The following is a 13,820-nucleotide window of genomic DNA, read 5'->3' on the forward strand; positions in this document are numbered from 1 at the left end:
CCTATCAGCGCTTCTTGCCGGCCTTGCGGCGCCGGACGATCATGCGGTCGCTTTCCTTGCGGGTGCGGGTGCGGCCCTCAGGCTGACCCCACGGGGACACCGGGTGGCGACCACCCGAGGTCTTGCCCTCACCACCACCGTGCGGGTGGTCGACCGGGTTCATCGCGACACCGCGGACGGTCGGGCGCTTGCCCTTCCAGCGCATCCGGCCCGCCTTGCCCCAGTTGATGTTCGACTGCTCGCCGTTGCCGACCTCACCGAGGGTGGCGCGGCAGCGCACGTCGACCATCCGGACCTCGCCGGACGGCATCCGCAGGGTGGCCATCCGGCCTTCCTTCGCGACCAGCTGGATGCTGGCACCGGCCGAGCGGCCCATCTTGGCGCCGCCGCCCGGGCGCAGCTCGACGGCGTGCACCGTGGAGCCGACCGGGATGTTGCGCAGCGGCAGGTTGTTGCCGATCTTGATGTCGGCGGCCGGGCCGTTCTCGACGATCGTGCCCTGCTTCAGGTTCGACGGGGCGAGGATGTAGCGCTTCTCGCCGTCGACGTAGTGCAGCAGCGCGATCCGCGCGGTGCGGTTCGGGTCGTACTCGATCTCGGCGACCTTGGCCGGCACGCCGTCCTTGTCGTACCGCTTGAAGTCGATCAGCCGGTACGCCCGCTTGTGACCGCCACCGTGGTGCCGGGTGGTGATCTTGCCGGTGTTGTTCCGGCCGCCCTTCTTGGGCAGCGGACGCAGCAGCGACTTCTCGGGGGTCGAACGGGTGAGCTCGACGAAGTCGGCCACGCTCGAGCCACGGCGGCCCGGCGTCGTCGGCTTGTACTTGCGGATTCCCATTACGACTGGCCTCCGAAGATGTCGATGCGGTCGTCACCCTTGAGGGTCACGATCGCCCGCTTGGTGTCGGGGCGCTTGCCGAAGCCGGTACGCGTCCGGCGGCGCTTGCCCTTGCGGTTGATGGTGTTGACGTCGCTGACCTTGACCTTGAAGACCTTCTCGACCGCGAGCTTGATCTCGGTCTTGTTGGCCCGCGGGTCGACCTCGAACGTGTACTTCTGCTCGTCCAGCAGGCCGTAGCTCTTCTCGCTCACGACCGGCCGGAGCAGCACGTCGCGGGGGTCCTTGTTGACTCCGTGGCTCATGCCTCTACCTCCTCGGCCTCAGTCGACGTGGCGACGGCCTTGACGGACTTGCCCTTCGGCGCACCGGCCACGAAGGCCTCCAGCGCGGGCTGGGTGAACACGACCGCGTCGCTGACCAGAACGTCGTACGCGTTCAGCTGGTCGGCGGCGATCAGGTGCACGTGCTGCACATTGCGCAGGCTCAGCCAGGTGAGCTCGTCGGCACGCTCGACCACGACCAGGACCTTGCCCGGCTCGGCGGCCTCGGCCAGCACGTTCAGCGCGGCCTTGGTGGACGGCTTGTCGCCGTCGACGAACTTCTCCACGACGTGCACGCGGCCGTCGCGGGCCCGGTCGGACAGCGCACCGCGGAGCGCGGCAGCGATCATCTTCTTCGGGGTCCGCTGGCTGTAGTCGCGCGGCACCGGGCCGTGGACGACGCCACCGCCGGTGAACTGCGGCGCGCGGGTCGAGCCCTGGCGGGCGCGACCGGTGCCCTTCTGGCGGTACGGCTTGGCGCCACCACCGGACACCTCGCCCCGGCTCTTGGCCTTCGCCGTGCCCTGGCGGGCCGCGGCCAGCTGGGCCACCACGACCTGGTGGATCAGCGGGATGTTGACCTGGACGTCGAACAGCTCGCCCGGAAGCTCGGCGGAGCCCGACTTGGTGACCTTGTCGCCCTTCACGACGACGACGTCGACGGTGCTCACTTGGCAGCTCCCTTCGCGGCGTTGCGGATCAGCACGAGGCCGCCCTTGGGGCCGGGAACGGCACCCTTGAGCAGGATCAGGCCGCGCTCGGTGTCGATCGCGTGCACGCTGATGTTCTGCGTGGTGATCTGCTCGGCGCCCATCCGGCCCGCCATCCGCAGGCCCTTGAAGACGCGGCCGGGGGTGGCGCAGCCACCGATGGAGCCCGGCGAGCGGTGCTTCTTGTGCACACCGTGGGTGGCGCGCAGGCCGTGGAAGCCGTGCCGCTTCATCACACCGGCGAAGCCCTTGCCCTTGCTGGTCGCGGAAACGTCGACCCGCTCACCGGCCTCGAAGGCCTCGGCCTTGATCTCCTGGCCGAGCGTGTACTCGCTGGCGTCGGCGGTGCGCAGCTCCAGCAGGTGGCGCCGCGGCGTCACGCCGGCCTTGTCGAAGTGACCGCGCATCGGCTTGGTCACCTTGCGGGGGTCGATGTCGCCGAAGGCGATCTGGACACCGTCGTACCCGTGGCTGTCCGAGGTGCGAACCTCGGTCACGACGCAGGGGCCGGCCTGGATCACGGTGACGGGGACGACACGGTTGTTCTCGTCCCAGGTCTGGGTCATGCCGAGCTTGGTGCCCAGCAGACCGCGCGTGTTCTTAGAAGTGTTCACAGTGGGGCTCATTGGTTGTTCGCGTCCCTCAGAGCTTGATCTCGATGTCGACACCGGCCGGCAGGTCGAGCCGCATCAGCGAGTCGACGGTCTTCGGCGTGGGGTCGATGATGTCGATGAGCCGCTTGTGGGTGCGCATCTCGAAGTGCTCGCGGCTGTCCTTGTACTTGTGCGGCGAGCGGATGACGCAGAACACGTTCTTTTCCGTCGGCAACGGCACCGGGCCAGCAACCTTCGCACCAGTACGCGTCACCGTGTCGACAATCTTGCGCGCCGAGCTGTCGATGACCTCGTGGTCGTAGGCCTTCAGCCGGATGCGGATCTTTTGTCCCGCCATCGCTTCGCTTCGTCCTTCTCTATCGTCTTCGTTGCGTTGCTCCGACCCCCGCGGTCGGGTGTGTCGCGTGCGCGGCACGCGCGTGACTCACCGCTTCATCGACCTGGATTGGTGATCGGGGCCCGGTCTCGGACCGGAACCTCGGCATGGTCTCCGGTCCGGCGCACCCGCCAGACATGGTCTGGGGCGCGCCCCGGCGGCCTCGCCTGAGCAACCTGAACATTGTGCCAGAGATCGGCGCCGGAACGCCAATCGGGTGGCCTCACGCCTGATCCGGTCCCACCTGAGCGCCGGATCAGGCGCAAAGCAGAGGTCCGCGGGGGCTCAGCGTGCGAGCCCTCGCGGACCTCGTGAGATCACTTGATGATCTTGGTGACCCGGCCGGCGCCGACGGTGCGGCCACCTTCGCGGATCGCGAACTTCAGGCCCTCTTCCATGGCGATCGGCTGGATCAGCTCGACCGACATGTCGGTGTTGTCGCCCGGCATGACCATCTCGGTGCCCTCGGGCAGCGTGACGACGCCGGTGACGTCCGTGGTGCGGAAGTAGAACTGCGGGCGGTAGTTCTGGAAGAACGGCGTGTGACGGCCGCCCTCCTCCTTCGACAGGATGTAGACCGAGGCGTCGAAGTTGGTGTGCGGGGTCGTGGTGCCCGGCTTGATGACGACCATGCCGCGCTCGACGTCCTCGCGCTTGGTGCCACGCAGCAGCAGACCGACGTTCTCACCGGCCTGACCCTCGTCCAGCAGCTTGCGGAACATCTCGATGCCGGTGACCGTGGTGGTCTGCTTCTCCGGACGGATGCCGACGATGTCGACGGTCTCGTTGATCTTGACGATACCGCGCTCGATCCGGCCGGTGATGACCGTGCCGCGACCGGTGATGGTGAAGACGTCCTCCACCGGCATCAGGAACGGCTTGTCGACCTCGCGGACCGGCTGCGGGATGTAGGAGTCGACCGCGTCCATCAGCTCGAGGATCGACTCGCCCCACTTCGCGTCACCCTGCAGTGCCGGGTGCGCCGCGACCTTGATGACCGGGGCGTTGTCGCCGTCGAACTCCTGCTCCGAGAGCAGCTCGCGGACCTCGAGCTCGACGAGCTCCAGGATCTCCTCGTCGTCGACCATGTCGCACTTGTTCAGCGCCACGACCATGGCCGGCACGCCGACCTGGCGGGCGAGCAGCACGTGCTCACGCGTCTGCGGCATCGGGCCGTCGGTGGCGGCGACGACCAGGATCGCGCCGTCCATCTGGGCCGCACCGGTGATCATGTTCTTGATGTAGTCCGCGTGACCCGGGCAGTCAACGTGGGCGTAGTGCCGGGCCTCGGTCTGGTACTCGACGTGCGCGATCGAGATGGTGATACCGCGCTGACGCTCTTCGGGCGCCTTGTCGATCTGGTCGAAGGCCGACGCCTCGTTGAGGGTCGGGTACTTGTCGTGCAGCACCTTGGTGATCGCCGCGGTAAGAGTGGTCTTACCGTGGTCGATGTGACCGATGGTGCCGATGTTGACGTGCGGCTTAGTCCGCTCGAACTTCGCCTTCGCCACTGGGGCCCTCCTAGTAAATGTTGACTACGCCGTACGCCGACGCGCTGTGGGTGGTTGGTCCGGATGCGAGAGACTACTCGCCCCGGGCCTTCTTGATGATCTCTTCCGCCACGTTCTTCGGAACCTCGGCGTAGGAATCGAACTGCATCGAGTAGGACGCGCGGCCCTGGGTCTTGGACCGCAGGTCACCGACATACCCGAACATCTCGGACAACGGCACCAGGGCCTTGATGGCCCGGCTGCCACCGGGGCCCTCGTCCATCGACTGGATCTGGCCGCGGCGTGAGTTGAGGTCGCCGATCACTTCACCCATGTAGTCCTCGGGCGTGATGACCTCGACCGCGAACATCGGCTCCAGGATGACCGGGGTCGCCCTGCGGGCGGCATCCTTGAAGGCCATCGAACCGGCGATCTTGAACGCGAGCTCGGAGGAGTCGACGTCGTGGTAGGCGCCGTCTCGCAGCGTCACCTTGACATCCACCATCGGGTAGCCGGCCAGTACGCCGAACTCCATCGCCTCCTGGGCGCCCTCGTCCACCGACGGGATGTACTCCCGGGGGATGCGGCCGCCGGTGACGGCGTTGACGAACTCGTACCCGCCCTCACCACCAGCCTCGACGCTGGTCGGCTCGATGTCGATGATCACGCGCGCGAACTGACCCGAACCGCCGGTCTGCTTCTTGTGCGTGTAGTCGACCTTCTCGACCTTCTTCTTGATGGTCTCGCGGTAGGCGACCTGCGGCTTGCCGACGTTGGCCTCGACCCGGAACTCGCGCTTCATCCGGTCGACCAGCACCTCGAGGTGCAGCTCACCCATACCGGCGATGATGGTCTGGCCGGTGTCCTCGTCGGTCCGGACCTGGAAGGTCGGGTCCTCCTCGGCGAGCCGCTGGATCGCGACGCCCAGCTTCTCCTGGTCGCCCTTCGACTTGGGCTCGATGGCGACCGAGATGACCGGGGCCGGGAACTGCATCGACTCCAGTACGACGGGCTTGGCCGGGTCGGCCAGCGTCTCACCGGTGGTGGTGTCCTTCAGACCCATCACGGCGACGATGTGCCCGGCGCCGATCGACGCGATCTCCTCACGCTTGTTCGCGTGCATGCGGTAGATCTTGCCGATCCGCTCCTTGCGCCCCTTGGTGGGGTTCAGGACCTGGGTGCCGGTCTCCAGCTTGCCGGAGTAGACCCGGATGAAGGTCAGCTTGCCCAGGTGCGGGTCGGCCGCGATCTTGAACGCCAGCGCCGAGAACGGCTCGCTGTCGTCCGGCTTGCGCAGGACGACCTTGTCGCTGTCCTTGACGTCGTGGCCCTCGATGGCCGGAACGTCGAGCGGGCTCGGCAGGAACGCGTTGATCGCGTCGAGCAGCGGCTGGACGCCCTTGTTCTTGAACGCCGTACCAGTCAGGACCGGGGTCAGCTTGCTGGCGATGGTCGCCCGCCGGATGGCCGCGACGATCTGCTCCTGGCTCGGCTCGTCGCCCTCCAGGTACATCTCCATGATCTCGTCGTCGGCCTCGGCCAGCGTCTCGATCAGCTTGTCGCGCCACTCGGCGGCGATCTCGGTGTGGCTGGCCGGGATCTCCTCGACGGTGTAGTCCTCACCCATCGTGGTCTCGCCGCGCCAGGTCAGCGCGCGCATCCCGATCAGGTCGACGACGCCGATGAAGTCCGACTCCGCACCGATCGGCAGCTGCAGCACCAGCGGCACCGCGGCCAGCCGGTCGACGATCATATCGACGCAGCGCATGAACTCCGCACCGGTCCGGTCCAGCTTGTTCACGAAGCAGATCCGCGGCACGCCGTACCGGTCCGCCTGGCGCCATACGGTCTCCGACTGCGGCTCCACGCCGGCGACACCGTCGAACACCGCGACGGCACCGTCGAGGACGCGCAGCGAACGCTCCACCTCGACGGTGAAGTCGACGTGGCCCGGGGTGTCGATGATGTTGATGGTGTGGTCTTTCCAGGTGCAGGTCGTCGCGGCGGACGTGATCGTGATGCCGCGCTCCTGCTCCTGCTCCATCCAGTCCATCGTGGCGGCGCCGTCGTGGACCTCACCGATCTTGTAGGTGATACCGGTGTAGAAGAGGATCCGCTCGGTCGTCGTCGTCTTGCCGGCGTCGATGTGAGCCATGATCCCGATGTTGCGGACCTTGGCCAGGTCGGTGGTGATTTGTACGGCCACCTCGGTGGTCTACCTCTCGATTCTGTACTGCGTCAAAGGGGTGAGCGCTGGGGTCCGGATCGGACCCCGGATCACCAGCGGTAGTGGGCGAAAGCCTTGTTGGCTTCGGCCATCTTGTGCGTGTCCTCGCGGCGCTTCACCGAGGCTCCCAGGCCGTTGGAGGCATCCAGGATCTCGTTCATCAGGCGCTCGGACATGGTCTTCTCGCGACGCGCACGGGAGTACGACGTCAGCCAGCGCAGGGCGAGCGTGGTCGAACGACCGGGCTTGACCTCGATCGGCACCTGGTAGGTGGCGCCACCGACGCGGCGGCTCTTCACCTCGATGCTCGGCTTCACGTTGTCCAGCGCACGCTTCAGCGTGATCACCGGGTCCGTGCCGGTCTTGGTGCGGGTGCCCTCGAGCGCGTTGTAGACGATGCTCTGCGCGATCTGCTTCTTGCCGTCGACCAGGATCTTGGAGATCAACTGGGTGACGAGCGGCGAACTGTAGACCGGGTCGATGATGACCGGGCGCTTCGGGGCGGGGCCCTTGCGCGGCATTAGCTCTTCTCCTTCTTCGCGCCGTAGTGGCTGCGGGCCTGCTTGCGGTTCTTCACACCCTGGGTGTCGAGCGAACCGCGGATGATCTTGTACCGGACACCGGGCAGGTCCTTCACACGACCGCCGCGCACGAGCACGATCGAGTGCTCCTGCAGGTTGTGGCCGACGCCGGGGATGTACGCGGTGACCTCGATGCCGCTGGTCAGGCGGACACGCGCGACCTTCCGAAGCGCCGAGTTCGGCTTCTTCGGCGTAGTCGTGTAGACGCGCGTGCACACACCGCGACGCTGAGGGGAACCCTTCAGGGCGGGCGTCTTGTTCTTGGACACCTTGTCCTGGCGGCCCTTGCGGACCAGCTGCTGAATGGTGGGCACCGCGTAGGTCTCTTTCTGTCGTCCGGCTATCTCTCTGCTGTTGCTTGCCTGACCCCCGCGGTCGGGTGTGTCGCGTGCGCACGGGCGTACCGAAGCCGTAATCTTCCAGACTGTCGGCAGGAGTCCCGTGCCACGCGCGCAGACCCGGTTCGACGAGGGGCACGCATGACGGCCCAGGATGACCCGGGCACGATCGTTAAGACTAGCGGCTGCCTCAAGCACGGTCAAAATGACTACCCGACCGGCGCAGAGGCCATTCCGCTTCTCCAGTCTACAGGGTCTACGGAGTGGTCTTACCGGCCAGGAAAGCGGCTGCCACCGAGCGGTCCCCCTCGACCTCCAGAACGTCCGCGGGCAAGCGCTTCCAGAGGCAGAGGTCCAGCTCTGCCGCGGTCCCCGAGAGGACCGCCTCACCGGCTGCCTTCCCCCGCTCCACCTGCGGCCGATCCCCTTCAGCCACAGGCGTCAGCGTCCATTCGCCGCCCGTGTCGATCGCGCGTACGCCGACCTGCCGGGTGACCGCCGGCTTCGCCCCGCGGGCCAGCATCCGGGGCAGGAACACCCCGAACACCTCGTCGACCCCGTCGGCCGCGATCTCCGCAGGTATCACGTCCAGACCAGTGGCCTCCCGGGCTTCAGCCTGGACGGCGTCCACGAGATGGATGACCGTCTCATGCATGCGCCGCCGGGACCAGAATCCCGCCCGCTGATCGACCGGCGCGAAGTTCCAGCACGGTTCGTCCGGATCGACGGCCCGCAGCGCGGCGGCCAGTGCGGCGGTCGTACCGGCATACCAGTCGGACCAGGAGATCGTCGTACGCAGGACCTCCGGGCGCTTCTGGGAGATGCCGCTGAGCACGATCGACGCGGCCCAGCGCTGCCCCGAACCGAGGTGCATGGCCAGGTCGGCCAGCGTCCAGCCCGGGCAGTTCGGCACCACGGCGGCCGGGTCCACCCGGTCGAGCACGGCCGCGACCTCCGCGGCCGTCCGCTCGAACTCGGAGAGATGGTCGATCGGTTCAGGCACGGAACTCGACTTCGGTGATCAATCCGTCGGCGACGCGATAGAGCGCGAGCTGGGCGGCCGGTTCGCCGGTGTCGTAGGCCAGCACGTGCTCGACCACCCAGTCGCCGAGCATCAGCTTCTGCACCACCTCGGTCTTGCAGCGCCCGGCGTCGAACCGCGGCCGGTAGTGCTCGCGCAGGAACCGGCGGCCCTTCAGCTCGGTGCCGTCGACGAGCTGGATCCGCGCGGTCGGCGAGTACATCGCCAGGAACGCCTCCAGGTCGTGAGCAGCGTACGCGGCGTGCTCGCGCCCGACGACGCGCGCGGCGGGCGTATCCGCCGTGACAGCGGCGACGGTGGCGGCGCCCAGGTCGGCCAGCGGCGCCATGGTGGCGGCAGGCGTGGGAGTAGGAGTGGGCACCTGCTGACTGGCAGGATCAGCAACTGCCGGTGCTTCCTTGACCGCTGCTGCGGGCTTGGCGGCAGGCGTCCTACGGCGGGTGGTCGTGGTCTTCTTGGCCGGCGGCGGGGGTGGGACGAGCAACTTCTCCTCGCCGCCGGGTTCCTCGCCCAGATGGGCGATCGCCCAGTCCAGAGCCTTGGTGACGGCGGCGCGTGATTCTTCGGTGTGGTCGAGCATGTCGAACCCGTGGTGCCCTTTCGGTACGTCGATGATGTCCAGCGAGCTGCCACCCGCGGAAACGAACTCCGCGACCGGACCGGCGAGCTCCTCGCGCTCGAGCCCGGCTCTGGTCAGCAGCACCGGCAGATCCTTGTGTTTGCCGATCACTTCGGCGGCGTTTACCAGATCGTCGACACCGGGCGGGGTGGCGAGCAGGGGATAGGACAGGGCGACGAACCGCAGCCAGTCGGGGCGGCTGTCCAGCCACTCCCCCGCCAGCAGGCCGGCGCCGGAGAAGAACCACAGGCCGACCCGATCGGGGTCGACGCGTGGATCGGAACGCAGGACGCCGACCGCGGCCTCCACCTCGTCCGCGGCGGTGACCAGGCGGTCGAGGCCATAGATCAGGCTGTGGTCGACGACAGCGGCCACCAGGCCCCGCCTGGCGGCTGCGGTCGCGTACCCCCGGTAGACCGGCCAGTCCCGCGGCATCACCTCGAGGCCGGCGGGTCCGGGACCCCCGTGCACGAACAGCACCGCCCCGGTCCGGGCAGTCCCGGCCGGGCGATAGAAGTCGATCTCTCCCAGTCTGTCCACCCGCACGTCGGGCCCGTCCAAAACTCCCAGGACAAAGGGCCGCAGATAGGCCGGGAGATCCGTCATGCCCCAATCTTGGCGCATCCGCCGGACACTTTCAGCCGCCACCCCGAGTGTCTTCGCCAGACCGCCGTACGAGCTCGCCCAGAACGCCGGAATCCCCTGTCAGCCAAGCGTTTGAACCCTGGAACGCCGCGAGGGCGGCACCCCCTAGTGGGAGTGCCGCCCTCGTGGGTGACTTGGCTCAGTTCTGGTAGGAACCGAGGTCGAAGTCGTCGAGCGGGACCGACTGTCCGGTGGACGGGCCGAAGTCGTAGTCGTACGACTCGTAGCCGACCATCGAGTACATCGCGGCCTTCGCCTCCTCGGTGGGCTCCACCCGGATGTTGCGGTACCGGTCCATGCCCGTACCGGCCGGGATCAGCTTGCCGATGATGACGTTCTCCTTCAGACCGACCAGCGAGTCGGACTTGCCGTGGATCGCGGCCTCGGTGAGGACGCGGGTCGTCTCCTGGAAGGAGGCGGCCGACAGCCACGACTCGGTCGCCAGCGAGGCCTTGGTGATACCCATCAGCACCGGACGACCGGAGGCCGGCGTACCGCCCTCGGCCACCACGCGACGGTTCTCCGCCTCGAAGGTGATCCGGTCCGCGAGCTCACCCGGCAGCAGCTGGGCGTCGCCCGACTCGATCACCGTGACCCGGCGCAGCATCTGCCGGACGATGATCTCGATGTGCTTGTCGTGGATGGCCACACCCTGCGACCGGTACACCTCCTGGACCTCGTCCACCAGGTGCTCCTGCGCCTTGCGTACGCCGAGGATCCGCAGCACCTCCTGCGGGTCCGGCGTACCCTGCGTCAGCTGCTGGCCGACCTCGACGTGCTGACCCTCTTCGATCAGCAGGCGGCCACGCTTCGACACCGGGTAGGCGACCTCCTCGGAACCGTCGTCCGGGGTGAGCACCAGCTTCCGGGTCTTGTCGGTGTCCTCGATCGCGATCCGGCCCGCGGCCTCGGCGATCGGCGCCTTGCCCTTGGGCTGACGGGCCTCGAAGAGCTCGACCACACGCGGCAGACCGTGGGTGATGTCATCACCCGCGACACCACCGGTGTGGAAGGTACGCATCGTCAGCTGCGTACCCGGCTCACCGATGGACTGCGCCGCGATGATGCCGACGGCCTCACCGATGTCGACCGGCTTGCCGGTCGCCAGCGAACGGCCGTAGCACTTCGCGCAGGTACCGGTCTTGGCGTCACAGGTGAGCACCGACCGGACCTTGACCTCTTCGATCCCGGCGTCGACCAGCTTGGCGATCGACACGTCGCCCAGGTCAGCGCCGGCCTCGAGGACGACGTTGCCGTCGGCGTCGGAGACGTCGCCGGCGAGCGTCCGTGCGTAGGCGCTGGTCTCCACGTTCTCGGCGTGCACGACCTTGCCCGACGGGTCCTTCTCGCCGATCTTCTTCGGCAGACCCCGCTCGGTCCCGCAGTCCTCCTCGCGGATGATCACGTCCTGCGACACGTCCACCAGACGACGGGTCAGGTACCCCGAGTCGGCGGTCCGCAGCGCGGTGTCGGCCAGACCCTTCCGGGCACCGTGGGTGGCGATGAAGTACTCGACCACCGACAGACCCTCGCGGAAGTTGGACTTGATCGGCCGGGCGATGATCTCACCCTTCGGGTTGGCCACCAGGCCACGCATACCGGCGATCTGCCGGATCTGCATCATGTTGCCTCGGGCACCCGAGTGGACCATCATCCAGATCGGGTTGGCCTTCTCGAAGTTCTCCTCCATGGCCTTGCCGACCTCGGCGTTGGCGCCGGTCCAGATCTCGATCAGCTCCTGGCGCCGCTCGGACGAGGTGATCAGACCTCGCTCGAACTGCTTCTGGACCTTCTCGGCCTGCGACTCGTAGCGAGCCATGATCTCCGGCTTGCTCGGCGGCGTGCTGAAGTCGTCGATCGACACCGTGACACCCGAGCGGGTGGCCCAGCGGAAACCGAGGTCCTTCAGCGCGTCGAGGGCGTTGGCGACCTCGACCTTGGAGTACCGCTCGGCCAGGTCGTTGACGATCCCGCCCAGCTGCTTCTTGCCGACCTCGACGTCCACGAACGGGTAGTCCTGCGGCAGCGCCTCGTTGAACAGCGCCCGGCCCAGCGTGGTCTCCAGCGCGAACCCGCCGTCGGCACGCTCGGTGGCACCGGCCGGTACGCCGGACTCGTCCAGCCGCAGCGTGATCTTGGCCTGCAGCGACAGCTCGTTGCGGTCGAACGCCATCAGCGCCTCGGCCACCGAGCTGAACGCCCGGCCCTCGCCGAGCGCGCCCTCCTTGAGCATGGTCAGGAAGTAGATGCCGATGATCATGTCCTGCGTCGGCATCGTGACCGGACGGCCGTCGGCCGGCTTCAGGATGTTGTTCGTCGACAGCATCAGGATCCGGGCCTCGGCCTGCGCCTCGGCCGACAGCGGCAGGTGCACCGCCATCTGGTCACCGTCGAAGTCCGCGTTGAACGCGGAGCAGACGAGCGGGTGGATCTGGATCGCCTTGCCCTCGATCAGCTGCGGCTCGAACGCCTGGATGCCCAGCCGGTGCAGGGTTGGTGCACGGTTGAGCAGGACCGGGTGCTCGGTGATGACCTCTTCCAGCACGTCCCAGACCTGGGCGCGCTGGCGCTCGACCATCCGCTTGGCGGACTTGATGTTCTGCGCGTGGTTGAGGTCGACCAGCCGCTTCATCACGAACGGCTTGAACAGCTCCAGCGCCATCGCCTTCGGCAGACCGCACTGGTGCAGCTTCAGCTGCGGGCCGACCACGATGACCGAACGGCCGGAGTAGTCGACGCGCTTGCCCAGCAGGTTCTGCCGGAAGCGGCCCTGCTTGCCCTTGAGCATGTCGGACAGCGACTTCAGCGGCCGGTTGCCCGGGCCGGTGACCGGACGGCCACGACGGCCGTTGTCGAACAGCGCGTCGACGGCCTCCTGCAGCATCCGCTTCTCGTTGTTGACGATGATCTCCGGCGCGCCCAGGTCGAGCAGTCGCTTGAGCCGGTTGTTCCGGTTGATCACCCGGCGGTACAGGTCGTTCAGGTCCGAGGTGGCGAACCGGCCACCGTCGAGCTGGACCATCGGCCGCAGGTCCGGCGGGATCACCGGAACGCAGTCGAGCACCATGCCCATCGGGCTGTTGTTGGTGGCCAGGAACGCGGTGACGACCTTGAGCCGCTTCAGGGCGCGGGTCTTGCGCTGGCCCTTGCCGGTCTTGATCGTCTCGCGCAGGTTGTCCGCCTCGGCCTTCAGGTCGAAGGTCTCCAGCCGGCGCTGGATCGCGGCGGCACCCATGGCGCCCTCGAAGTACTTGCCGAACCGCTCCTTCATGGCGCGGTAGAGGATCTCGTCGCCCTCCAGGTCCTGGACCTTCAGGTTCTTGAACCGGGTCCAGACCTCGTCGAGGCGGTCGATCTCGCGCTGCGCACGGTCGCGCAACTGCTTGACCTCACGCTCGGCGCCTTCCTTGACCTTGCGCCGTACGTCGGCCTTGGCGCCCTCGGCCTCGAGCTGCGCCAGGTCCTCCTCGAGCTTCTTCATCCGCTGCTCGATGTCGTTGTCGCGCCGGTTCTCGAGCTGCTTGCGCTCGACGTCGGTGCGACCCTCCAGCGACGAGAGGTCGCGGTGCCGCGCCTCCTCGTCGACGTCGGTGATCATGTACGCCGCGAAGTAGATGACCTTCTCGAGGTCCTTCGGGGCGAGGTCGAGCAGGTAGCCGAGCCGCGACGGGACACCCTTGAAGTACCAGATGTGGGTGACCGGGGCGGCCAGCTCGATGTGGCCCATCCGCTCACGGCGCACCTTGGAGCGGGTGACCTCGACGCCACACCGCTCGCAGATGATGCCCTTGAAGCGAACGCGCTTGTACTTGCCGCAGTAGCACTCCCAGTCCCGGGTGGGACCGAAGATCTTCTCGCAGAAAAGGCCGTCACGCTCGGGCTTGAGCGTCCGGTAGTTGATCGTCTCGGGCTTCTTGACCTCGCCGTGCGACCACTGGCGGATCTCATCCGCGGTCGCCAGGCCGATCCGAAGCTCGTCGAAGAAGTTCACGTCGAGCACGATGTGTTATCTCCCGT

Annotated in this window: 12 protein-coding genes; all 12 read right to left on the minus strand. The window is 67.5% G+C overall.

Annotated elements, in window-relative coordinates; translation table 11 throughout:
• Positions 1 to 4: 4 nt before the first annotated feature.
• The 12 genes from rplB to ACXC9Q_RS26985 all read right to left on the minus strand — a co-directional run bounded on the left by rplB (position 5) and on the right by ACXC9Q_RS26985 (position 13,803).
• Positions 5 to 838 carry a 50S ribosomal protein L2 gene (gene rplB, locus ACXC9Q_RS26930; protein ID WP_328526116.1) on the minus strand — a complete coding sequence of 278 codons (834 nt, stop codon included), beginning with the start codon at positions 836 to 838 and terminating at the stop codon, positions 5 to 7.
• Positions 838 to 1,143, minus strand: coding sequence for a 50S ribosomal protein L23 (rplW, locus tag ACXC9Q_RS26935; protein WP_328526115.1), 306 nt, complete (start codon positions 1,141 to 1,143; stop codon positions 838 to 840). The genes rplB and rplW overlap by 1 nt, the downstream gene beginning before the upstream one ends.
• Positions 1,140 to 1,832, minus strand: a complete 693-nt coding sequence (gene rplD / locus ACXC9Q_RS26940; protein WP_457059417.1) for a 50S ribosomal protein L4 — start codon at positions 1,830 to 1,832, stop codon at positions 1,140 to 1,142. The genes rplW and rplD overlap by 4 nt, the downstream gene beginning before the upstream one ends.
• Positions 1,829 to 2,485 carry a 50S ribosomal protein L3 gene (rplC, locus tag ACXC9Q_RS26945; RefSeq protein ID WP_442914489.1) on the minus strand — a complete coding sequence of 219 codons (657 nt, stop codon included), beginning with the start codon at positions 2,483 to 2,485 and terminating at the stop codon, positions 1,829 to 1,831. The genes rplD and rplC overlap by 4 nt, the downstream gene beginning before the upstream one ends.
• A gap of 28 nt (positions 2,486 to 2,513) precedes the next feature.
• Complete coding sequence (gene rpsJ, locus ACXC9Q_RS26950; RefSeq protein ID WP_012923688.1) at positions 2,514 to 2,822, minus strand: 30S ribosomal protein S10; 309 nt, start codon at positions 2,820 to 2,822, stop codon at positions 2,514 to 2,516.
• 356 nt (positions 2,823 to 3,178) lie between these two features.
• The gene (gene tuf / locus ACXC9Q_RS26955; RefSeq protein ID WP_328526113.1) at positions 3,179 to 4,372 is read right to left on the minus strand and encodes an elongation factor Tu; all 1,194 of its coding nucleotides are present in this window, start codon (positions 4,370 to 4,372) and stop codon (positions 3,179 to 3,181) included.
• Between the two features lie 73 nt (positions 4,373 to 4,445).
• Positions 4,446 to 6,506 carry an elongation factor G gene (fusA, locus tag ACXC9Q_RS26960; protein ID WP_457059462.1) on the minus strand — a complete coding sequence of 687 codons (2,061 nt, stop codon included), beginning with the start codon at positions 6,504 to 6,506 and terminating at the stop codon, positions 4,446 to 4,448.
• Between the two features lie 122 nt (positions 6,507 to 6,628).
• Positions 6,629 to 7,099, minus strand: coding sequence for a 30S ribosomal protein S7 (gene rpsG, locus ACXC9Q_RS26965; protein WP_130384648.1), 471 nt, complete (start codon positions 7,097 to 7,099; stop codon positions 6,629 to 6,631).
• A complete protein-coding gene (rpsL, locus tag ACXC9Q_RS26970) occupies positions 7,099 to 7,473 on the minus strand; it encodes a 30S ribosomal protein S12 (protein WP_328526112.1) in 375 nt (124 codons plus the stop codon). The genes rpsG and rpsL overlap by 1 nt, the downstream gene beginning before the upstream one ends.
• 280 nt (positions 7,474 to 7,753) lie before the next feature.
• Positions 7,754 to 8,500, minus strand: coding sequence for a maleylpyruvate isomerase family mycothiol-dependent enzyme (locus ACXC9Q_RS26975; RefSeq protein WP_457059418.1), 747 nt, complete (start codon positions 8,498 to 8,500; stop codon positions 7,754 to 7,756).
• Positions 8,493 to 9,764 (minus strand): nuclear transport factor 2 family protein, encoded by a 1,272-nt coding sequence (locus ACXC9Q_RS26980; protein ID WP_457059419.1) that lies wholly within the window; start codon positions 9,762 to 9,764, stop codon positions 8,493 to 8,495. The genes ACXC9Q_RS26975 and ACXC9Q_RS26980 overlap by 8 nt, the downstream gene beginning before the upstream one ends.
• Positions 9,765 to 9,942: 178 nt before the next feature.
• Positions 9,943 to 13,803 (minus strand): DNA-directed RNA polymerase subunit beta', encoded by a 3,861-nt coding sequence (locus tag ACXC9Q_RS26985; RefSeq protein WP_457059420.1) that lies wholly within the window; start codon positions 13,801 to 13,803, stop codon positions 9,943 to 9,945.
• Positions 13,804 to 13,820: the final 17 nt, after the last annotated feature.

The sequence above is a fragment of the Kribbella sp. CWNU-51 genome (assembly GCF_054073265.1).